This window comes from Borrelia venezuelensis (assembly GCF_023035835.1).
GTDB lineage: Bacteria > Spirochaetota > Spirochaetia > Borreliales > Borreliaceae > Borrelia > Borrelia turicatae.
Window position 1 is genome coordinate 783,047 of the sequence record NZ_CP073220.1, and the last position, 21,989, is coordinate 805,035.

At 28.5% G+C, this 21,989-nt stretch carries 17 protein-coding genes and 2 tRNA genes; 9 read left to right on the plus strand and 10 right to left on the minus strand.

Annotated elements, in window-relative coordinates; genetic code table 11:
- Positions 1–118 precede the first annotated feature (118 nt).
- Positions 119–895 (plus strand): septal ring lytic transglycosylase RlpA family protein, encoded by a 777-nt coding sequence (locus tag bvRMA01_RS03745; protein ID WP_433996715.1) that lies wholly within the window; start codon positions 119–121, stop codon positions 893–895.
- On the opposite strand, the gene bvRMA01_RS03750 is transcribed toward bvRMA01_RS03745, so the two are convergent.
- Positions 885–2,942 (minus strand): ATP-dependent DNA helicase, encoded by a 2,058-nt coding sequence (locus bvRMA01_RS03750; protein WP_247032259.1) that lies wholly within the window; start codon positions 2,940–2,942, stop codon positions 885–887. The two genes, bvRMA01_RS03745 and bvRMA01_RS03750, sit on opposite strands and share 11 nt — an antisense overlap.
- A 375-nt stretch (positions 2,943–3,317) precedes the next feature.
- Between bvRMA01_RS03750 and bvRMA01_RS03755 the strand changes: the two genes are divergently transcribed.
- Together bvRMA01_RS03755 and valS are read left to right on the plus strand one after the other, a co-directional pair.
- Positions 3,318–4,313: a tRNA dihydrouridine synthase gene (locus bvRMA01_RS03755; protein ID WP_011772672.1), complete on the plus strand. Its 996-nt coding sequence runs from the start codon at positions 3,318–3,320 to the stop codon at positions 4,311–4,313.
- Positions 4,313–6,937, plus strand: a complete 2,625-nt coding sequence (gene valS, locus bvRMA01_RS03760) for a valine--tRNA ligase (RefSeq protein WP_247032260.1) — start codon at positions 4,313–4,315, stop codon at positions 6,935–6,937. The genes bvRMA01_RS03755 and valS overlap by 1 nt, the downstream gene beginning before the upstream one ends.
- Positions 6,938–7,072: 135 nt before the next feature.
- Here valS and mnmD read toward each other — a convergent pair whose 3' ends face one another.
- The gene (gene mnmD / locus bvRMA01_RS03765; RefSeq protein WP_247032261.1) at positions 7,073–7,750 is read right to left on the minus strand and encodes a tRNA (5-methylaminomethyl-2-thiouridine)(34)-methyltransferase MnmD; all 678 of its coding nucleotides are present in this window, start codon (positions 7,748–7,750) and stop codon (positions 7,073–7,075) included.
- Positions 7,751–7,965: 215 nt separating this feature from the next.
- The gene (gene groES / locus bvRMA01_RS03770) at positions 7,966–8,238 is read right to left on the minus strand and encodes a co-chaperone GroES (RefSeq protein ID WP_041178527.1); all 273 of its coding nucleotides are present in this window, start codon (positions 8,236–8,238) and stop codon (positions 7,966–7,968) included.
- Positions 8,239–8,381: 143 nt separating this feature from the next.
- Here groES and bvRMA01_RS03775 point away from each other — a divergent pair, with 143 nt between their 5' ends.
- The 3 genes from bvRMA01_RS03775 (at position 8,382) to bvRMA01_RS03785 (ending at position 13,981) form a co-directional block, all read left to right on the plus strand.
- Complete coding sequence (locus bvRMA01_RS03775) at positions 8,382–10,013, plus strand: ABC-F family ATP-binding cassette domain-containing protein (protein ID WP_247032263.1); 1,632 nt, start codon at positions 8,382–8,384, stop codon at positions 10,011–10,013.
- 22 nt (positions 10,014–10,035) lie between these two features.
- Positions 10,036–11,721 (plus strand): PQQ-binding-like beta-propeller repeat protein, encoded by a 1,686-nt coding sequence (locus bvRMA01_RS03780; RefSeq protein ID WP_433996719.1) that lies wholly within the window; start codon positions 10,036–10,038, stop codon positions 11,719–11,721.
- A 130-nt stretch (positions 11,722–11,851) separates the two neighbouring features.
- A complete protein-coding gene (locus bvRMA01_RS03785; protein ID WP_247032267.1) occupies positions 11,852–13,981 on the plus strand; it encodes a P83/100 family protein in 2,130 nt (709 codons plus the stop codon).
- An 85-nt stretch (positions 13,982–14,066) separates the two neighbouring features.
- On the opposite strand, the gene bvRMA01_RS03790 is transcribed toward bvRMA01_RS03785, so the two are convergent.
- Positions 14,067–14,139: transfer RNA gene (locus bvRMA01_RS03790), tRNA-Pro, on the minus strand.
- Positions 14,140–14,148: 9 nt separating this feature from the next.
- Positions 14,149–14,222: transfer RNA gene (locus tag bvRMA01_RS03795), tRNA-Arg, on the minus strand.
- Between the two features lie 84 nt (positions 14,223–14,306).
- Between bvRMA01_RS03795 and bvRMA01_RS03800 the strand changes: the two genes are divergently transcribed.
- Positions 14,307–14,942, plus strand: a complete 636-nt coding sequence (locus bvRMA01_RS03800) for an endonuclease III domain-containing protein (protein WP_247032269.1) — start codon at positions 14,307–14,309, stop codon at positions 14,940–14,942.
- Between the two features lie 8 nt (positions 14,943–14,950).
- Here bvRMA01_RS03800 and bvRMA01_RS03805 read toward each other — a convergent pair whose 3' ends face one another.
- The 3 genes from bvRMA01_RS03805 to bvRMA01_RS03815 are packed head-to-tail and all read right to left on the minus strand — an operon-like array spanning position 14,951 to position 17,237.
- Entirely contained in the window at positions 14,951–15,802 is an 852-nt protein-coding gene (locus bvRMA01_RS03805; protein WP_247032271.1) for an ABC transporter permease subunit, read from the minus strand.
- Positions 15,802–16,749, minus strand: a complete 948-nt coding sequence (locus bvRMA01_RS03810; protein WP_247032273.1) for an ABC transporter permease subunit — start codon at positions 16,747–16,749, stop codon at positions 15,802–15,804. Before bvRMA01_RS03810 ends, bvRMA01_RS03805 begins: the two co-directional genes overlap by 1 nt.
- Before the next feature lie 47 nt (positions 16,750–16,796).
- The gene (locus tag bvRMA01_RS03815) at positions 16,797–17,237 is read right to left on the minus strand and encodes a septum formation initiator family protein (RefSeq protein WP_247032275.1); all 441 of its coding nucleotides are present in this window, start codon (positions 17,235–17,237) and stop codon (positions 16,797–16,799) included.
- A gap of 108 nt (positions 17,238–17,345) precedes the next feature.
- Here bvRMA01_RS03815 and bvRMA01_RS03820 point away from each other — a divergent pair, with 108 nt between their 5' ends.
- Together bvRMA01_RS03820 and bvRMA01_RS03825 are read left to right on the plus strand one after the other, a co-directional pair.
- Positions 17,346–18,950, plus strand: a complete 1,605-nt coding sequence (locus bvRMA01_RS03820) for a hypothetical protein (RefSeq protein WP_247032277.1) — start codon at positions 17,346–17,348, stop codon at positions 18,948–18,950.
- A gap of 28 nt (positions 18,951–18,978) precedes the next feature.
- Positions 18,979–19,503 (plus strand): hypothetical protein, encoded by a 525-nt coding sequence (locus bvRMA01_RS03825; RefSeq protein ID WP_041178529.1) that lies wholly within the window; start codon positions 18,979–18,981, stop codon positions 19,501–19,503.
- Here bvRMA01_RS03825 and bvRMA01_RS03830 read toward each other — a convergent pair.
- The gene (locus bvRMA01_RS03830) at positions 19,460–20,470 is read right to left on the minus strand and encodes a DUF4340 domain-containing protein (protein ID WP_247032279.1); all 1,011 of its coding nucleotides are present in this window, start codon (positions 20,468–20,470) and stop codon (positions 19,460–19,462) included. The two genes, bvRMA01_RS03825 and bvRMA01_RS03830, sit on opposite strands and share 44 nt — an antisense overlap.
- 13 nt (positions 20,471–20,483) lie before the next feature.
- A complete protein-coding gene (locus bvRMA01_RS03835; RefSeq protein WP_247032281.1) occupies positions 20,484–21,986 on the minus strand; it encodes a Gldg family protein in 1,503 nt (500 codons plus the stop codon).
- Positions 21,987–21,989 lie beyond the last annotated feature (3 nt).

The following is a 21,989-nucleotide window of genomic DNA, read 5'->3' on the forward strand; positions in this document are numbered from 1 at the left end:
ACTTACTTATTTATTAAAGCAAAAAAATTGCAAATAAACAATTTAGATTAACTTGTTGATTTTATGTTATAGGTTTTAAGCTTTTTATTGTAATATGCAATATGATATAATACATGTCATGGTAAATTTATTTAATCTTATGGATATTAGATTTGGGTTCTTATTTTTGTTTTTTGCTTTTACTCAATTAAACAGTGCTACTGTTGGACTTGCTTCATGGTATGGTGAGGCTTTTCATGGCAAATCTACTGCTAATGGTGAAAAATTTGATATGACAGCTCTTACGGCTGCTCACAAGGAACTTCCATTTAATACTTTTGTAAGAGTTACTAATTTACTTAATAATAGGACAGTTGTTGTAAGAATTAATGATAGGGGTCCTTTTAGGAAGGATAGAATAATTGATTTGTCAAAATCTGCTGCTGAAAAGTTAGATTTTCTAGGAATAGGTGTTGCTCCTGTAAAAATTGAAATATTGGAACAATTGGATGAAAATAAAGTTGTGACGCAGGAAGCTAAAAAAACTGTTAATACTGAAGATTTTTCTAAGGATGATTCAGTTGTTTCAGGTTCAAAATTAAACAGTAATGCTGACGTAGATAAAGATCATTCTGAGGTTGCAGAAAAAATTTTAGATAATTCGACTAAAGAACCAGATTTTTATATACAAGTTGGTTCTTATAAGACTAAAGATTATGCTCAAAGAGCTTATAGAATACTTCAAAAAGCTGGACTTAATGTTTTAGTGAATTCTCATGGACCTTTTTTTACAGTGTTCATTCCTACTTATGCTGATGATATTCATAAAAATGTTGAACTTATTAAATCTACAGGCTATAGGGATATTTTGGTAAGAAAGACTAAAATTCCAGGAGATAGTATTTCTATGGATTAGTATTTTGATCTATCTTTTTAAAGAATGTGTCTATTATGTGTTTGATATTTTCAAAGTTTGAGTAATAAGTTTTGATATTAGGTAAGGATTGTAGGAATAATGTACCGTAATTTTTTTCAACAAGTCTTTTATCAAAACATACTATGATCCCATAGTCTTTTGGATCTCTAATTAATCTTCCGAATCCTTGTTTGAATTTCATTATTGCTTGTGGCAGTGTTTCTTGTGTGAAAAAATTTTTATTCGATTTTGTAGCCAATTCGTTTTTTGCTATTAAAATTGGATCAGAAGGAGTTTGAAATGGCAGTTTGGGAATTATTACCATTGTTAATTTATCCCCTTTAATATCAATTCCTTCCCAAAAATTTTTTATTCCTATGAGTACGCTTTTTTTTTGTGATTCTTTGAAAGAATTTATTAATTCATGTTTTGGCAATTTTCCTTGTATGAAGAGGTTTATATCATTTGTAAATAAAAAGTCTTTAATGTTTTTGCTTATATATTCTAGGCTTTTAAGTGAGGTTAAAAGAATTAAGGTACCGCCTTTGTTTAACATTACAAGTTCTTTAATATACTGTGTTGACTGATTTAAAAATTTTTCTTCTTTATTAGGGTATTCAATATCTGATATAACGGTAAGTATTGATCTTTGCCTGTAAGGAAAAGAATATGGCAACTTTTCCATTTTGATATTTTGATCACTTAAGTTCAATCCTGTTTGATTTAAAAAATATGAAAATGATTGATTTGTCATTAGAGTAGCTGATGTGAAAATTATCCTTTTTACTCGTTTATACATAATTTTATTTAGACCAGGGCCTAAATAAATCTCTGATATTTTAAATATAAGCACATTTTTTTTATTTTCTATCCAAAAACAAAGATTGTCATATTGATTTTCAGAGATTAAAATTTTAATTAATGATTCTTTATATTCTATATTTTTAATTAGTCTGTTTAGTTCTATTTTTGCTGTTTTATTTTCTATCTCTTGTGTTAAAGATGTTATGGTTTCTTTGTAATTTTCTAAGTTATATATGACATTTTGTAAATGTGTTTTAATTCTTATATAAAAATTTGTTTTATGTGTATCATTAGTAACTCTATAAATTGATGGAAAATCTTTTTGTGTTTGTATTATATATTCAATATTTTCAAAGCATCGCATTGTTGAAGTTTCAAAAATTTTTTTATATTTATTATTTATGTTCTGTTTTTTTATTATTTTATCTATTTTGGTAAAAATTTTTTTTATTCCAATTCTTGAAAAACTCCTGCTAAATAATATTCTTGCAGCTTCTTCTAGGTAATGAGCTTCATCAATTATTATATTTTTTGTATTAGGCAATATTAAATTAATCCCATCATCATTTTTTTCAGAACCGTTTTCATAATTTTCTTTTTCTGTTAATATTTCATTTTTTATGTAGAGATCATTTAGAAGTAAATGATGATTGGTTATGATAATATCACATTCTAATATTTGTTTTCTTGCCTTTTTAAAAAAACATTTATTGTCATCAGGACAGGTAATACCTGAACATGTCTCAGGGCTTGCCGATACTTCTTCCCAGATTTGCTCGTCAATAAAATTAAGTTCGTCTTTATCACCTGTTTGTGTATTTTGTGACCAGTAGATTAATGTTTGTAAATTTTTTTTATTAAATGTATATGTTAAAAGATTCCTTTCAAATTCTTTAAGCCGGCGAAGGCAGAGATAGTTTTTCATTCCTTTAATTATTCCAAACTTCATTTTAAAAGGAATGATTTTTTCTAGAGATTCGATATCTTTTTTTATTAATTGTTCCTGAAGGTTAATAGATGCTGTTGAGATTATTATTTTTTCTTGTGTTTTTTGAATGAAGTCAATAGCAGCAATTAAGTATGCAAAACTTTTTCCAGTTCCTGTGGGTGTTTCAATAACTAAAAAATTTTCATTTTCAAGGGCTTTGCTTATTTTTTCGATCATCTTTAATTGTGTATTTCTTTTTACAAAGCCTTTGATGTTTAACTCTGCTTTTTTGAATATATATTCAATTAAGTTCAATTTTACTAAGTATCCTTTTTATTGATTCTTTAAAAATATTTTTATAAATATTATTTGTGAAATTATTTAATTTTGAGTTGTTATAAATTGAGCTCATTTCTTGAAATATTGCTCCAAATTATCATTATTGTTTCTATTCAAGGGATTTTTCCATAAAGTTTATGTGATTGTTTATTGCAATTTGAACATTTTTGTAATAGTGAAAATTGATATAGAAAAGAATTATTATGCCTTTGTTAATTTTTAATATATTCTTAAATCCATCTGAAGTTGATATTGAGAATTTTTTTATTCTTTTGCAAGGTATATTAGTTTCTTTAAAATTCATTTTGTGCATTTCTTTACCATGGTGTTGTCTTATTATATATTTATTTTATGAATTTTTTAAGCAATATGAGTCGTCCAATTATGATTTTGGCTCCAATGGAAGATGTTACAGATACTGTTTTTAGAAATTTGATTCATTTGATAGGCAATGGAAAGGATGGTCCTGATATTTATTTTACCGAATTTATTTCTGTAAAAGGGCTTTTAAATAAATCAAAGCAGTCAATGCAACATATTTTGACAAAAAATGATGAACTGAATAGACCTTTGATTGCTCAAATTTGGGGCAATGAACCTGATGAATTTTTTAAAGCAATAGAAATCTTAAGTAATTTGGGATTTTGGGGCATTGATCTTAATATGGGCTGTCCTAAGAAGAAAATAGTTAAAAAGGGAGTTTGTTCTGCTTTGATTAATAATAAATCCTTGGCTCGTGAAATAATTATGGCAAGTAAAGAGGCGTGTTTAAAATTTGGATTGTCTCTTAGTGTTAAAACAAGACATGGTTTTTTCTATTCTGAGGTTGAAGATTGGTTGGGGTTTTTACTTAAGTTAGGTATTGATATGTTGACCGTGCATCCCAGGCTTGCTATTAATCAAAGTGAAGGGTCTATAGATATTTCTGTGTTTGATAAACTTGTTAATCTGAGGGATCAAATCAATCCTTCTGCATTAATTATTGGTAATGGAGATATTTTGAGTTTAGAGCAAGCTCATCAGATTGTAGAGAAACATTCTATTGATGGAGTAATGTTTGGTCGTGGAATTTTTAGAAATTTAAACTTATTTAGAAAAGGTTTGCCTAACTTTTTGAGTAATAATTTAAATTTTAGATTAAATATATTAAAATTGCATATAACAGATTTTCATTCTACTTGGAGTCTTACTAAGGATTTTAATAAACTTAAGAAGTACTTTAAAATTTATTTTAATGAAGATGAAAGATGTAGCGAGTATTTTCATAATATTATGAATTCAAGTAATTATGAGGAGCTTTTTAAAAATCTAAGTCGAATGGATATTATAGGAGATAATCTTAAGTAATGAGTGATGAGCTTTCAAAAAATTATAATCCTAAGGTTTTTGAAGATAGAATTTATAAGAAATGGCTAGATAATGGGGTATTTATTCCTAATGATGGGATTGAGCCTAAATTTAGTATAGTAGCACCGCCGCCAAATATTACAGGCATTCTTCATATGGGACATGCCCTTAATTTTACTTTGCAAGATATTCTTGTTCGTTACAAGAGAATGCAGGGAGCTAATACTCTTTGGCTTTTTGGGACAGATCATGCTGGAATTGCAACTCAAGCGGTTTTTGAAAAACAGCTTGGAGAGCTTGGAAAAAGTAAGGATGATTTTAGTCGTGAAGAATTTGTTGAAGAAATTTTTAAATTAAAGGATAAACATAGAGAAATAATTGTTAATCAAATAAAAAGGCTCGGGGCTTCCTATGATCATTCCAGAGAGAGATTTACTCTTGATGCTGGGCTTTGTCAGGCTGTTAATAAGGCTTTTATTGATTTATATAATAAGGGATTTATTTATAAGGGAGAATATCTTGTCAACCTTGATCCTGGGTCTGGAAGTGTTGTTAGTGATGAAGAAGTTGAGTACAGAGAGGTTATTGGGAAGATTTATTTTATTAAGTATTTATTAGATGATGGTAACTTTATTGAAGTTGCAACCACTCGACCTGAAACAATGTTTGGAGATATGGCTGTTGCTGTTAATCCTAACGATGATCGGTATAAATCTTTGATTGGTAGAGACGTTACAATTCCTATTGCAAATAGAAAGGTTAAAATAATAGCAGATAGTTATGTTGATATGAAATTTGGTAGTGGTGCTTTAAAGATAACACCTGCCCATGATCCTAATGACTTTGAAATTGCAAAAAGGCATGATCTTGCTAAGATAAATATTTTAACTAAGGATGCAAAACTTAATGAAAGTGTTCCAATTGAGTATCAAGGTTTAAGTGTTAGTGTTGCAAGAGACAAGATAGAAAGAGATTTAAGAGACAGAGGATTTTTAATAGATGTTAAGAATCATAAACATCAGGTTGGGCATTGTCATAGATCTGGAGAGATCATTGAGCCTTATTTATCAAATCAATGGTTCGTGAGGATGAAACCATTAGCTGATGCTGCTTTACAAGCTTTAATAAACGATGAGATTAGATTTTATCCTAAAAAATGGGAAAATACATATAAACATTGGTTATTAAATATTAGAGATTGGTGTATATCTAGACAGTTGGTTTGGGGACACAGAATTCCTGCCTGGTATGATGTTAAAACAGGAGAGATTATTGTTAGTGAATTTGATCCTTCTCTAAGTGAAGAGAATAAGGGCAGAAGTTTCTTTAGAGATCCAGATGTACTTGATACTTGGTTTTCTTCTTGGTTATGGCCATTTTCTTCTCTTGGCTGGCCAAAAGTTACTCTTGATTTTAAAAATTATTATCCTACAAATACTTTGGTTACCGCTTATGACATAATATTTTTCTGGGTAGCAAGAATGGTAATGGCAGGACTTGAGTTTACAGGACAAGTTCCTTTTAAAGATATATATATAACACCCCTTTTAAGAGATAAAAAGGGTAGGAAAATGTCAAAATCTTTAGGGAATGGCATAGATCCTCTTGAAATTATCGATCAGTATGGAAGTGATGCTTTACGTTTTACTCTTGCATTTTTATCTGTGCAAGGTCAGGATTTGAATATTGATACTAAAGATTTTATGTTTGGAGCTAAGTTTTTAAATAAAGTATTTAATGCGTCTAAATTTATTTTATCAAATTTAGAAGGTAGGCTAATATTAGACAATTTTGAGTTAGATGATATCGATAAATGGTTACTTACGAGTTTAAATTCAACTGTTGCTGTTATAGATTGGGCTTTTAAAAATTATAAGTATAATGAGGCTACTAAAGCAGTATATGAATTTTTTTGGAATGATTTTTGTGATTGGTACATTGAAATTAGTAAAATTAATTTAAATAGTGATGATATTAATCTTCAAAATATGACTATTTCTAAACTGATATTTTTCTTGAAAAAATCTTTACTCATTATGCATCCCTTTATACCTTTTATTACCGAAGAGATTTATTCTAAGCTTACGTCTTTGCAAGATGTATTAGCTTTAGAAAAGTATCCTGAGTATATTAGTCAAAGAGATTTTAAGGAAGAGTATTATCGGTTTAATTTATTGAAAGAATTTATTGTGTCAATTAGAACTCTTAGGAGTGAATTTAGTATAGTTCCTAATATTAAGATTAATGTTGCTTTGCGATTTGGTGATACTTTTAAATACGAGAGATATTTTAAGGAGCATGAGCATATTGCAAAGAAACTGATTAACTTTGATTGTATCTTTTACAATGAAAATTATGTTGGTATGATAGGGGTTCCTAATGTTAATTTTGAGAGTTTTGCAGATATTAAGAGTCTAATAGATATTGATAAAGAGCTTGTAAAGCTTGGTAAACAACTAGAGAAATATGAGAGACTTAAGCATTTAGTTTTGGCAAAGCTTCACAATCAAGACTTCTTGTCAAATGCTCCTGGGGAGATTATTGATCTTGAGAAGTCAAAATTAGAAGAATTTGATTCGTTCATTGCAAAAATTAACAATTATATTCATAATTTAAAAAAATAATGATGACTTTTTGAATTGTGATGTTACTTGTAATTACGTTGCGTTTACGGTCAGTATTTTTAGTATTTAGTTTATTGAAACAGTTTTTGTTTATAATGATTAAAATGTGTTTTTAAAATTTACATTTTTGCCTTCTTATTGTTTCTTTTGTGCTTTTATCATATGTTTTTTATTGTTAAATCCTTTTATTCTAGAGTAATTAAAATTAGCGAGTTTTAATCCATCTTTTACAATTCTTGCTGCAGAAAATGTTGAAAGTTTTGTTCCAATTTTGCTCTTTTTTGCAATTATGGTGAATATTTCCTTATTCCACATTTTGGGATTTTTGCTTGGACTAAACCCATCTAAAAACCAGTAGTCTATGTATTTTGGTAGTTCTTTAAGCTTTTCCCTAGCTTCTCCAACTAAGATTTTTAAATTAATATTGTTTGTTATTTTGTACTTTATGTTCTTTGTTGGGGTGTTAGGATATTTTTTAAGCAATGTCTTAAAATAACTTATATCTTTGCTAAAAGATTGTGATACTTTTTTGATTTGTTCCTTTTTCAGTGGAAATTTTTCAATTGAGTAATAATTAATTTTTGTTTTTAGGTTATTTTCTTTTAAATATTTTAAAAGTGCTATGAAATTAAGACCAGTTCCAAATCCTAATTCTGCAATTGTTGCACTTTGTAGTGCTGCTAAGTCTATATCTAGTTCACAGCCTTTGATGAATACATAAATACTCTCTTCAAGTCCGTATTGTGGATTATAATAAATATCTTCAAATTTACTTGAATATATAGTTTTATCTTTAAATATTAATTTATTCATGAGTAAAATAACAAATGAGTAAATCGCTCTGTGATTTACTCATTTATAAAAATTCACTTTAAAAAAAAGTTACTACTTTTAAAAGTAACATTGTTATTGTCATATATCAACCTGAATGTGATTTGTTTGACTAGGATAATAGGATGTAAACCGTTCATTTTAAGGTTTTGCCTTTTTAAGAGAAACTAAAACTTAAGTTTAGTTTCTCTGTTCTTTTATTCTTCTATAATAGCTATTATCTCTTTTGCTTTTAGAATTAAGTGTTCCTTGTCTTCAATCTTGACAGCAGCTCCAGCATACTTTTCATAAAGCACTGTATCTCCGACTTTAACAGTAATGTCTTCCTTGTTAGAGCCAATAGCTATAACTGTTCCAATGTTTGTTTTTTCTTTTGCATTTTCTGGTATATATAGCCCTGAAATTGTTTTACTTTCGGCTTCTTTTATTTTTATTAAAACTCTATCAGCTAAAGGTTTAATATTTTTCATTTTCAAACATCTCCTTAATTTGATAATATAAATATACGAAAAATTGAGGTATTAAGTCAATATATTTAGAGAATACTTGAAACTTCATCTAATTTTAAAGATAATTCTTTTAATAAAATGTCAAATTTAGGTGGAAAAATACTTTGATAACAGTAAGTAATTTAGAAGTTGCATTTGGAGAGAGAATTTTATTTAAAGATGTTAATATTAAGTTTTCTTCTGGAAATTGTTATGGGATAATTGGAGCTAATGGTGCGGGTAAGAGTACGTTTTTGAAAGTTTTAGGTGGAATGATTGAACCTAGCAAAGGTGAAGTGTCAATTGCAAAAAATCAAAGAATGGCTGTGCTTGAGCAAAATCAGTTTGCTTATGATGATTTTAGGGTTATTGATACTGTGATCATGGGGCACAAGAAGCTTTATGCTGTTCAAAGGGAAAAAGATGAAATTTATGAAAAGCCTGACTTTAGCGATGAAGATGGAATTAGGGCTGGAGAACTTGAAGCTGAATTTGCCGAACTTGGAGGTTATGAGGCTGAGTCTAATGCTGCGGTACTTCTTAAAGGGCTAGGCATAGATGAGTCGGTTCATTCTAGTTTGATGAGAGATATTGAGGGGGCTTTGAAAGTAAGGGTACTCTTAGCGCAAGCTCTGTTTGGAGAGCCTGATATATTACTTCTTGATGAACCTACTAATAATCTTGATATTCAATCGATTAAGTGGCTAGAAGAATTTTTGATTAATTTTGAAAATACAGTTATTGTTGTGTCACATGATAGGCACTTTTTAAATCAAGTTTGTACTCATATTGTTGATATTGATTATGGAAAAGTTCAAGTTTATTTTGGTAACTATGATTTTTGGTATGAAACCAGTCAAATTCTTAATAAGCAACTAAAAGATGCTAAGAAAAGATCTGAAGAGAAAATAGCAGAACTTAAGACCTTTATTCAAAGGTTTTCAAGTAATGCATCAAAATCTAGACAAGCAACTTCAAGAAAGAAGTTAATTGATAAGATTAAAGTTGAAGATCTAAAACCATCTTCAAGGAAATTTCCTTATGTTAACTTTAAGAGTGAGAGAGAGCTTGGAAAAAATGTTATTACAATTAAAAATCTGACTAAGGAATTTGAAGGACAACATATTTTAAACAAGTTTAGCATTGTTGTAGAACCTGGGCAGAAGATTGTTTTTTTAGGCAGTCCAATCTCAGCAAGTTTTCTTTTTGATGTAATTACCAATGAAGATAGAGATTATAAGGGGCATTATGAATGGGGTGCTACTGTTAATTTTGCGTACTTTAAGAAGGATAATGAAAAATATTTTAGTGTGGATTTAAGTTTGGTGGATTGGCTAAGGAAGTATTCAAAGGATCAGGATGAAACTTATATTAGAGGATTTTTGGGACGAATGCTTTTTAGTCAAGATGAGGCTTTAAAAAAAGTTAATATCCTTTCAGGGGGTGAAAAGGTAAGGTGTATGCTTTCAAAGATAATGCTTAGTGGAGCTAATGTATTGTTATTAGATCAACCGACCAATCATTTAGATCTTGAAGCAATTACATCTTTAAATACCGGTCTTCGAGATTTTAAAGGAGTTGTATTATTTACGTCTCATGACCATCAATTTATTGATACCGTTGCTAATAGGATTATTGAATTTACGCCTAATGGTATAATTGATCGTTTTATGACTTTTTCAGAGTATATTGATGATCCTAAAGTTAAGGAGTTAAGGGATAAGTTTTATGAAGGACATGCCAGCTTGAAACTTTAGTTATATGTTTAACCATTACAGGATGTTTATGGTTTTGAAGTTAAATATTTGTATTTTTATATTTTTAGGTGCTTGTTTTTCCCTTGCAGCAAATGTTAACCTTTATTTCCAGAAAGCTTTAACAGGGCAGATTTTAGGAAGTCCTATTCTTGATGAGTTACGTAATACTATTACGGTGTTAACAAAGGATAGGTGGTTGATAACTTATACTATGTCTTTAGATAAAAAATATTCTTATAGGTTAGATCGAGTACCGTATCCCTTCCTCTTAAAGGATTTTGGTAGTGGATATTATGTTATTACAGGACGTAATGAAGTTCAAAAGATTAGAAGAGGAAAGCTTATATGGAGATATAGTTTAGATGCTTCTCCTATAAAAGCTCCTTCAATGGGGAATGGTTATATTTTAATTCCTCAGGCTGATGAGAGAGTTATTGCTTTAAGACTTGGTGATGGTCAGAAAATTTTTGAGGTGAATATAGAAGGAAAGGCAGTGACTTCTTCTGTTGTTCTTGAAAATGGTAATTTTTATATTGCAAATGAAAATTATAGAATGTTTGCTTTTAATCCTGAGGGAGAGAAAATATGGAGTGCTTCTCTTATGTCTTTTCCCAATGTATTAATGATAAGTACTAATAATGAGATAATTATTGGATATCAATCTGGAGATGTCGTTGTATATGATAGTGATTTTGGTGATATGTTAAATTCTATTAGTTTGAACTATCCTATTAATTTTTTATTTGAAAAGTTTAATGGAGAATATGTTGCAGTGTCCGATAATGGGTTTTTTTTTAATTTAAGTAAAAACTTTGAACTTATGTTTTCTAAAAATTTGTCTTTAAAACTTAAGGAAGCTGTGCTTTATGATAACAAAAATCTTTTTATTGTTATGAAATCAAATGGTGTTTTAGCTCTTGATGAATATTTCAACCCGGTTGATAGATATGATGGTATGAAGGAAATATCGGGGCTTGTAGCTAATGTTGGAATAATTGCTACTGGTGGGCTTAATTGGATATTGACTGCTTACTATTATGAATATAAAGATGAGCTTGATGTTATTGTTTGGAATCATACATTAGGTAATAGGTATCATCAAAATAGGATAGATTTTATCGAAAAATATTTAATAGATCATGAAGATATTTATTTGGCTCTTGATGAAATGTTGAATTCTCCCTACAATGGGAGGGTTTATGATACTTTTTTAGGTACTCTAGATTCTCTGGTAATTAAATATGGTAGTTTTCCTAAAAAATATTTGAATTTATATAAAAAAGCTATTAATAATTGGCTTGCTCCAAAAAATGGAATTGATAGAATAGCTCAAAGAGGGCGACTTTATAGGTATTTCATATATGTTGATGATGCAGCTTCAGTTAAAAATTTTATTAATATGGCGATTGAAGAAAAGGATATTAGCAATGTAATTCAATTGGTTAAAAGTATTGCTAAGTTTGAATATTATTATGGGCAAGATGAACTTGTGTATAATTATATTCAGTATGTAATATTGAATTATCAGGGCAGTTTAGAGATAGCTTATGCAGTTCTTCTAAGCTTGCGCAAGATAATTTTGAATTCTACAGAGGATAATCTTAAAAAGTATAGAAATAAATATTTAACTCTTTTGAAATTTATAAAGCGACAAAATTTTTCTGACAAAATTAATCAGTGCGTTAATGAAATTATTGTAGCGCTTTGATTCATTTTGTTGCTAGTTTTATGTTATCATTTGTTAAATACATCTTATTATAGTGTGTTAGAATTGATGTTTAATTTATGCTGATTTAGTTAATAATAGGGTTTATAATTGACTATGGGAGAATTTTATTATGAAAAGAATACGGGTACTTTTTATTTTTTTATTCATCTTTTTAAATGTTTTTACTTTTCATGCTAGAGAAGTTGATAAGAAAAAGTTGAAAGATTTTGTTAATATGGATCTTGAATTTGTTAATTATCGGGGTCCTTATGATTCTACAGATACTTATCAGCAAATAATAGGTATTGGTGAGTTTTTAGCTAGGAATTTAATCAATAACAAATCTAATTATTACAATAAATATTATGTTAATAGGTATATTGACAGTGAGGATGAAAAGAGTAGTTCAGATGTTTTTATTATTGGTGAGAGATCTTCTCTTGATAGTATTTTAAATCTTAGAAAAATACTCATAGGGTATTTAATGGAAGGTTTTAGTTACAGTAAAGAGAGTGCAGAATTACTTGCTAAAGCTATTACAATATATAATGCTACTTACCGAGGTGATTTGGACTATTATAGTGATTCTTATATTCAGCCTGCCCTTAAAGATTTAAGTAAGCATAATGTAGGACTCTCAAGAGTTTATAGCCAATGGGCTGGGAAGACTCATATTTTTATTCCTCTTAAGAGAAATATTTTATCAGGCAACATTGAATCAGATGTTGATCTTGACAAAATAGTTACAGAGAAGGTGGTAATATCTCTTTTAAGTGAAAATGAAGAAGTTGGTACTGACTTTGCAAGAGATCTAACCGATGTGCAGGATGAAATTCGTGATGTTGATCAGGAGAAGATTGATATTGAGTCTGTTACTTTGAGAAGCATTGATGATGAATTAACCGAGACTATTGATAATTTAAGGGAGCAACTTGAGAAGGCTACTGATGATGTTGAAAAGACAGGTATTAAGAAGCAAATTGATGATAAAATAGTCGAGAGGAATATTTTAAAGGATAAGACAGAAGGGCTTAATAAGTCACAGAAAAAATTAGATAGTTCTCAGGAGAGATTGGATAGGCAAAGGGATATAGTGAAAGATAAAATACAAGAAAGTATTGATAAGGAGAACAAAGATAAGAATTTGCCAAAGCCTGGAGACATAATTTCGCCAAAAGTAGATGAAAAATTGCAATTAACTGAAACTATTGAAGATTTGAAAGAACAACTTGATAAGGTTACTGATGATGCTGAGAAGGAAGAAATTAAGAGGCAGATTGATGATAAGATAATTGAAAGAGAGGCGGTTAAAGATAAGGATTTGCCAAAACCCGGGAAAGTAAGTTCATCAAAAAAAGATGAAAGATTAAAGTCAGCTGAAGAGTTGAAAAAGCAACTTGAGAAGGCTACTGATGATGTTGAAAAGACAGGTCTTGAGAATCAAATTAATGATGATAAGATAGTCGAGAGGAATGTTTTAAAGGATAAGACAGAAGGGCTTAATAAGTCACAGAAAAAATTAGGTAAGCAAAGAAATATGGTTAAAAAAGATAGGAATTTGCCAAAACCCGGGGAAGTAAACTCATCGGCAAAAGATAAAAAATTGGAGTCAGCTGAAGAGTTGAAAAAACAACTTAAGCAAGCTACTGCTGGTACTCCTAAGAGCACTTCTAGTGTTTCAAATAATCGATCTAAGCCCTTGTCCAATAAGTCTTTAAATTCTAAAGATCAGTTGGGTCAACAAAAAGTTGTGGATAAATTGTCTCTTGAAAATGAAAATAAAAATCATAAACCTGTGTTTTTAGAGGTTTTAAATCCCAATACGAATTTAGGAGTTCTTAGGTTAATTGATTCAGATAAAGACCAATTGGATAAGAAAACTTCTCAGTATGGTATTAGAAGGTATGGAATTTATGAGAGAGAAGATGATTTTGTAGCTATAAAACTTTGTTCAGGTATTGCAAAGCTTCAGTTGCTTAATAAGGCAAAAAATTTAAAAGTTGAATCTGAAGCAGACTTTGAGTTAAGTAGAGATTCTTCTCTTTTTGTTGATTCAAAAATGATTTTGGTAGTTGTTAAGGATAATAATGTTTGGAAATTAGCAAAATTTTCTTCAAGGGATTTGAGTGAGTTTATTTTATCAGAGGATGAAGTTTTGCCATTTACAAGTTTTACTGTTAATGCAGGGCATGTTTATTTGCAAGATGCATCTAAAAAGATTATTATTTTGGATTTAAATACTTTAAAAAGAGTATCTTGAATTATTTTTTTGATTAAGCATTGTTTAAGTAATTGAGAAAGGAAGAACAAAATTTTGTTCTTCCTTTATATTATTATAGAAACAGTCGGGACAGTGAGATTCGAACTCACGATCCCCTGCTCCCAAAGCAGGTGCCTTAGCCGCTAGGCCATGTCCCGAAAAAGTTACGCGCCAATTAGGACTCGAACCTAAAACCTACAGATTAGAAGTCTGTTGCTCTGTCCAGTTGAGCTATTAGCGCTTTTGAGCCTAAAATTGAGTATATCATGTTAAAAACCCCTTGTCAATAAAAATATTATTACTTTATATTTTGTTAAACTTGTGGATGTTTTATAATTATTTTATGCTTGATATTAATTTAATTGTAGATGAAACTCTATCCAGATATCCAGATGTTAAACCTTTTTTAAATTTCAGAAATAGTTATGAGCTTTTGATAATGGTAATTTTGAGTGCCAGGACAACTGATAATATGGTCAATAAGATTGCACCTGAGCTTTTTAAAAGATATGGGGATTTTGAGAGTTTGGCGAATGCTGATTTGATAAATGTTGAAAACTTAATTTATAAATTAGGATTTTATTCAAATAAATCTAAGAATATTATAAACTGTGCACAAATGGTTTTAAAAAGTTTTAAAGGTGTTATTCCAAATAATATTTTTGATCTTGTGTCTTTGCCAGGAGTAGGTAGGAAAACCGCTAATGTTATTCTTGGAGTTGTTTATGATAAGCCGGCTATAATTGTAGATACTCATTTTAGTAGGGTTGTTATCAGACATGGAATTACATTTGAAAGAACACCTTTAAAAATTGAATTAGATTTAAAGAGTAAAATACCTTATGATAAGCAATATAAATTTTCTATGGCTATTAATAAGCATGGGAGAGATATTTGTACTTCACGTAGTAAGACTTGCAAGAATTGTTTTTTAGAGAAATTTTCACCAAGACTTGTTTGATTATAGTTTTATGATGAAATAAAATATTTCATATGTTTTTTAAGTTTTAAACTTATTGATGTTAGTATAATGTTAATGATGAGTAATATGATTAGGGGTTTTGCCCATATCCAAAAGTATTCCCTTCCCATTTCTATATATCCTAAAAATTCCCCAAGGCTTGGATAGGAGCTTTTATCTTTGTGTTGTAAAAAATTTATTACTTCAAAGGTAGTTAGACTTTTTGAGATTTGTAGGGGAATTATTGATGATATTGATGCTAAAACTTCTGGAAATATATGATGTATGATTATTCTAAATTGATTTGCACCCATAATCTTGCTTGCATGCACATAATCAAGGTTTTTAATTAGTAGTGTATTATTTCTTGTTATGAATGAAAATTTGATCCATCCGTGTATTAAGGCTAAAGTAAATGAAACTTCCAATATGTTATAATTTTTTTGTTTTGCAAAGTAGTAAAAAATTAGCATTAATATGTAAGAAAATGGTATTGTTTGTAGTGCTTCTATTGGTTTTGAAATTATCAAACAAGTTTTAAATTTTAAGTTTCCTATTATTATTCCTATAAAAATTCCAATTATTGCAGAAATTGCTGCATAACTAAAAGCAAGTAAAATAGAGTTTCTAGTGGCAAGTATTAGTCTTGCCAATATATCTCTGCCCATTTTATCCGTTCCTAGAGGATGTGAGGCTGTTGGTGTTTGAGGTAGTTTGTTTATTGTCTGAATGTATGTTTTATTTGGATCTTTTTTGTATATTGCAAATTTTGAACCCTCATTAATTAACTTAGGAGTTATCATTAAAAATGAGATGAAGATTCCTAATGCTATAACATATAGTTTTTTGAATTTGTACATTATTCTAATACGTCCTTATAAGGATTAATATTATATGTTACAATATCTGTTATTAAATTTGGTATGAGCATAATAAATACACCAACGAATAGCAAATCTCTGTAGACAATATAATCATTATTTTTTATTGCATTAATTGTTAGAGCCCCAATTCCATCAATTCCAAACATTATTTCAATGAAAGATGAACCAAAGAAAGCTGTTGCGAGAGTAGGTCTAAGATTGGTAATTAATGGAACTAAAGAGGGAATTAATGCATGGACTGTTATTATTTTAAAAATTTTTATTCCCCTTGATTTTGCAGATATTATATAAAATTCGGATAAATTTTTGTCTAGGGATTGTTTAAAAATGACAGCATTAAATATGAAAAATGAAAAAAACCATGCAAATCCACCTATTATTAAATTTTTTGGATTTACTTTTAGATAGTAGAGTAGAGAAACGATTAATATTACAGTCAGATTTCTTGGTAGTGAATGCAAGAATAACATTATATATTCTAAAATATTATTTAAAATTTTATTTTTTATAAATAAAGTCCAAATGATAATAAAAAAAATGGATATAACATAAGACAGCACGATACCTGGTATTGATATTTTTAATGTGTTTTTCATTTTGCTAAAAATTGTGCTTATTGGCGATTTACCGTTTGTAAGAGGGGAATTGTGAGGTGTTCCCCATATTATTCCTTTATACTTTGTTTCATAAACTATGTATAAGTTATTTACAATATGTTTAACAAAATGATCTTTGCTTAGGGGAATATTTGGGTCAAAGTCGTATATTAATTTATAGCTTTCGATGCTCTTAAGTATTCCAATGTATTCCAAATAATCTTTAAATATGTTCTTTTGTATAAATGGGATGTTTGAATTATTATTCGAAAATATGTTTAGCAGTGATATGCAAAAAAATGTTGATATAATAGCATTAAGCAACATATATAATATATTTTTTAGAATAAATGCAGCTGTAACTCTATCTCCTTTTATCTTATTTTATTTAAGAATTTTATTTTGTCTAGATAACTTAATAAAAAGTAAAATATCAGTGAAATTACTATTGATATTAAGTAAAAATTTTTGCCTATGTTTTTGTTTTCTGATGTGTGTTTGATATTTAAAAAATTGCCTTGATGGTAATTTTCATCTTCATCAAGATTCTTTATGATTATGGAATTTTTGGGATAATATCCTAATTTACTAGCTTCTTTTAGAATTGTTGGTTTAGATATTTGCAAGTTAATATACTTTGTTGTTAAGTTTTTTTGTATTTCTTTTAATTTTTCAGTATGGTTTTTCATTAAAATTAGATTACTATTTAATTTGTTGTAATTAATAATCCCTGTTTCTCCAAAGATTGGTGTAATCATGAAATAACTTATTACTCCTGTATAAATAGATAGCATAATTTTTTTTGTTAAAGACATATTACCTTGTAATTATATCTTTAATATATTATATTTACAAGTATATGGTCGTTGACTATAGATTTGTATAATCTTTGTTTGAATAGATTTGGAGAAGAACTTTTTAATATGACAAATCATAAAAATTCTTTTTTTATCAAGGAGGGCCCTAGAGAAGTTGATTTTGATATGGATGGTGCGTTTTTACAGCACTCAGTTAATGGTAAAATTATTTCTCTGCCTTCTGAGGAGATTAAAGATCTTTTAGATGAAAAATTATTAAAACTTGATTATTCTTTAAAACAAAGACATGGTGAGTTAGTTGATTATTTAAAAAAAGTTGAAGGTCGTATTTCAAGGGTTGAAGACGAAATACTTGGGCGTAGTTTGAGTGCTCTTGAGGAAGTTGATAATTCTAATTTGAAAACAATGAATCTTACGAATTTTCAGAATGAGACTAATGTTAAAGATAATGAGTTTGGTGAATTAGTAAGAAAAGAAAATAATTTACCAAATGTTTCACTTGATCAAGAAGAGCTAGATGCTCTGCTTGAAGGGCTTAATGAAATTTCAAGGGATAACAAAAAAAGTTTTAGTAGTAGCAATAAATCAGATAATGATGCAGATATAGGTATTTCTTTTGACAAAGCTCTTAGAGATGAATCTAGTAGTGTGAATATCGATCATACTTTGTCTTCGAACGCAGAGAGTAATACTCATAATGTTGTTGATTCGTTATCTAATAAAAAAGATAAAGAAGATATAGAGCCTGTGGGTATTGATTTTACTACATCCCAGGATAATGATTCGTTGAGTGAGTCTTCTTCTCTTGGTTTAGCTAATGTTGTTAATAGAGATGATAGTAAGGTTCAGGATTTGGTGACAAACTTAGATGGAGATGATAAAATTTTAAGAGAACCTATAGTTGATCAAAGTTCTGTTAATGTTGACTTGGAGGTAAAAAATAGTGCTCATTTAGGTAATTTTGTCCTTGATGAAAAACTCTCCAATATAGAAAGTGTAGGGGAAGAGAATGTTTCATCTTATGAGCAAGATAATTTGAGAGATCAAGATTATTCTTTGGGTGATAGTTTAAATAAAATTGAATATTTAGATAAAAGCTTAGAAGATTTAAATAGCGAAAAATTTAAGGAAGGAGATGAAGAATTAAGTAATTTTAATGATATTGCTGTTCATACAATTGATAGTGTGGATGTAAATTTGAGTGATGATGCATCTTTGTGTAAAAGAGAGGTTGTTGTTGATAATGGTGTTTTGAGACACAATCAAGAAATTGATAATATTTCTTCTGGTTTAAAAAAGCTTGATAATTTTGAAGATGTGTTAAAGGCAGATTTAAATTGTGTAGACTTGCAAGGTTGTATTGAAGATTTTGAAGAAGAAAATCTTTATGATGCTGAGGTAAGTGATTTGGAAGAAAAGTTGGAGCAGGATGAAGCATTGGATTCATATTTTTTAAAGAGGCAAGAGATCAGAGATGATAATTATGCTTCCGATTTTAGTTTTTCTGATGTTGAGACTATAATAAATAAGTTTAATGACAATGAGTATTTGAGTAAGATTAAGTTGAGTGATGAAGAACGGGTTGCATTAGTTAGTTTTATTAGTAAATTGGAAAGCGATCTTGATTCTGGTCCTAAGGGTAATAGTTTTAAAATTAAAAAAGAATATGAGATTTTACAAAAAATTAAGCGTTTACTAGTAAGAGAGTAGGGCTATTTATTTAATTAGATATTATTTTTTGTTTTTTGTTGCTTCAGTTTTATTTTTATTTTTAACTTTTTTTTATTTCATTAATGAATTTTTAAATCAGATTGATTTTGATTTTGATGATTTAATAGATGATGTAAAATCATATAATATAAATTTTTTTAGGGATTTAGATTTAGAAAATTATTTTGATAAAACTTTATTTGATAATGATTTGGTTAATTCTTATTATTTACTCTCATCGGTTAATGGAATGTTGATTTATAAATCAAAAGATGATTCAATTTATAAACTGACTGATAAATTAGAACCGACTTTTCTTACAAATAGTGTTTTTGTAAAAAAAATTAAAGTTAATTTTGAATTGAATAATGCTCTTGTTAGTTTAGTTGTATATTATAATATCCTGCCAAAGAGCAGGATACTCTACATTTTACATTTTTATCTCTTTGTAATATCTCTTGCCTATTTTTGTTTTTCTGTTTTTGTTTTATATTGCATATATCGAGATATTAATGATGGGGATCATGATGCTCGTTGTTATCTTTTAGATTAGCTTCATTAGGATCATTATCTTTGATTTTTATCTTTTTCTCTAAGTTGAATATGTCGAAGAAAGTCCACTTGTTAGTGATATGGTAATATACATCATTATCTTTTTTTAGTAGGATGTCTTTGTTTTTTTCATTTTTATTGAAATAAACATCAATATTATTAACACCTTTGTTATTCCATTGTATTTCAATATTATATTGGAGATTATAGTCGTTAATTTTGGTTTTATCTATTTCAAGACCATCTGTTGTGAATTCTTGGATCATTTGTAAGAGCTTTTCTTTGCGTAATATTTCTTTATTGAAAAAGTAAAGACCGTCTTGAATAGATATATTATAATCATTGTGTATTGTATCTTCTTCAGTTTTTTTTGGCTTATTTAATACTTTAAGAGATAAACGTTCTATTTTTGTGTTTTGTTCATCAAAAAGTTTAGTATTTGCGAATGTATTGTAAGAGTTGCCTTTGTAAGATAAGAAGATATTGTTTGTTAAATATACGTTTGAATCACTGCTTTTTATGTAAGATAATCTTGAATCCCCTTCGTCTGAATTTCCAATAAATATTTCTGTTAGCAAATTATTTTTATCGTCGAAGAATTTAAAATCTGGATTTTCTTTTATTCCTAGTTCTTTATGTTTTTTTGGATCTCTACTTACAAGTTGATTTTTTTGAAGTTTTTCTAGATCTTGGATCATAGAGTTGACTTTTTTGTCATCAGTTGGAAGTTTGATGTCGTTATATTGAAGTTCCCAACCTTTTCCCGATTTTGTAATTATTCCGTCAAGTTCTGTCTCGATTTTTGCAGTTTGATTGAAATCGACTGCAAAAAACTTTTCTTCTAGAAGCCTTGCAACTTGATTTTGATTGGAGAATATTATTCCTAACAAAAATGAGGATATTAATATTACAATTATTACTATTTTTATGTTTTCTTTCATTCCTAGCAACATTTTTTTATTTTCCATAAACTCTCCTTGGTTAGTTAATTCTTCTTTTTTTGGTAAATCTAATAAGTCCAAATATTATTATTGCTATAGGCAATATAATTAAATTTATGATTATTAATGAAAATTTTGCATTTAACATTTCTTTTGATGAATTTATAAATTTTAGTTTTGAACGTACTTCTCTTGATTTAATGCTAAAAAATGCTTCCTTTTGCATCAAGTAATCAGAAATTCTTCCGGCAAGTTCAAAGTTTGAGGGCGAACCATTATACATATAATCACTAAATATCATGCTTGAACCTAATAAAATTATTTTTGAATTTTCAGATTTTTTATCTTTATAGAAACTTTTAATTTGTCCTTCAATCGAATATCCAAGAATTTTTTGCTTATCTTCTTTGTTAAAGGTTTTTGGAACGTTAAATGAATGCATAGCTATGCTTGCAACTTCTTCATCATTAACTTGCCAAGATTCTTTAGAGCTTGTAAATAGGGGTAAATATTTTATATCGCTATTGTCTTTAGCTTCTATCAGATCTATTGAATTACTCCAAGGAATTATGGCATCATAGAAATTTTTAAGTAAGGGATTATCGGGATCTATGATATTACTTTTATCAATCAAGATCCATGGGTAGTAAGTTTGAAAATTGCCCCCTAAAAAAAGACTTGGTGCTCTTTTATCAAGTATAATATTATCATTATATTTGATGCCGTAGCTTTCAATTAGATTAAAAAGTTCGGATTTGATTGAAGTTGTGGTATATGGGCTTTGAGGATTATAATCAATCTTACTTGTAGTAAGTAAAACTCTTCCGTTATTGACAATAAATTCGTCAATCTTTCTCAAGGTTTCCCCATTTATTTCTTTAGAGCCAATTATAAATAATCCATTTATGTCTTTTAGTGCTTCATTATTGGGGTTTATTTCTTTAACTTCGGTTTTGAAAGCTTTCTGCATTATTTCTATGAAATTTTTGTGTGTTGCTTTTAATTTGGCATCTCCAAACATAAGTCCTAATACTTTTTTTGTATTATTTATTAGCTTATCCAGGCTGCTTGCAAGATCATATTCTAAGTTGCTAATTTCTGTTACTATTGGGAGTACCTCACGTTTGCCTTCATAAATTATTTCAATTCCTGAATATATTTTGAGTATTGAAAGTTGATTGATTTCTCTTAGATCGATTTGTTGGGATGGAATTCCAATTTGTTCTAAAGGAGTGGTTAATTTGTCTGCATCTATTTCTCTATAAATTACTTTTCCGCTTGAAGAATCGGCAAAGCTTGTTAGAAAGTTTTTTATTTGTTCTGGAAATGCAAAATAATTGCCGAGACTTGCAGAATTATAGTAAGTAATATATATGTTTTCATTTGCATTTGAAATCAAATCTTTTGTAACTTTAGAAATTGTAAAAGCTCTGTTTTTAGTAAAATCTATTTTAAAAATAAAAATAGATATGTTGCAAAAGAGCAAAAATATTATTGTAAGATTTAAAGTTAAATTTAGAATCTCTTTATGTTTATTTTTCATAAA

Coding starts and splice junctions, on each gene's coding strand:
- bvRMA01_RS03830 (WP_247032279.1), bottom strand. CDS start 20,470: ATGGAAAATAAAAAAATGTTGCTAGGAATGAAAGAAAACATAAAAATA.
- bvRMA01_RS03745 (WP_433996715.1), top strand. CDS start 119: ATGGTAAATTTATTTAATCTTATGGATATTAGATTTGGGTTCTTATTT.
- mnmD (WP_247032261.1), bottom strand. CDS start 7,750: ATGAATAAATTAATATTTAAAGATAAAACTATATATTCAAGTAAATTT.
- valS (WP_247032260.1), top strand. CDS start 4,313: ATGAGTGATGAGCTTTCAAAAAATTATAATCCTAAGGTTTTTGAAGAT.
- bvRMA01_RS03815 (WP_247032275.1), bottom strand. CDS start 17,237: ATGTCTTTAACAAAAAAAATTATGCTATCTATTTATACAGGAGTAATA.
- bvRMA01_RS03800 (WP_247032269.1), top strand. CDS start 14,307: ATGTTTTATAATTATTTTATGCTTGATATTAATTTAATTGTAGATGAA.
- bvRMA01_RS03805 (WP_247032271.1), bottom strand. CDS start 15,802: ATGTACAAATTCAAAAAACTATATGTTATAGCATTAGGAATCTTCATC.
- groES (WP_041178527.1), bottom strand. CDS start 8,238: ATGAAAAATATTAAACCTTTAGCTGATAGAGTTTTAATAAAAATAAAA.
- bvRMA01_RS03810 (WP_247032273.1), bottom strand. CDS start 16,749: ATGTTGCTTAATGCTATTATATCAACATTTTTTTGCATATCACTGCTA.
- bvRMA01_RS03835 (WP_247032281.1), bottom strand. CDS start 21,986: ATGAAAAATAAACATAAAGAGATTCTAAATTTAACTTTAAATCTTACA.
- bvRMA01_RS03820 (WP_247032277.1), top strand. CDS start 17,346: ATGACAAATCATAAAAATTCTTTTTTTATCAAGGAGGGCCCTAGAGAA.
- bvRMA01_RS03785 (WP_247032267.1), top strand. CDS start 11,852: ATGAAAAGAATACGGGTACTTTTTATTTTTTTATTCATCTTTTTAAAT.
- bvRMA01_RS03780 (WP_433996719.1), top strand. CDS start 10,036: ATGTTTATGGTTTTGAAGTTAAATATTTGTATTTTTATATTTTTAGGT.
- bvRMA01_RS03755 (WP_011772672.1), top strand. CDS start 3,318: ATGAATTTTTTAAGCAATATGAGTCGTCCAATTATGATTTTGGCTCCA.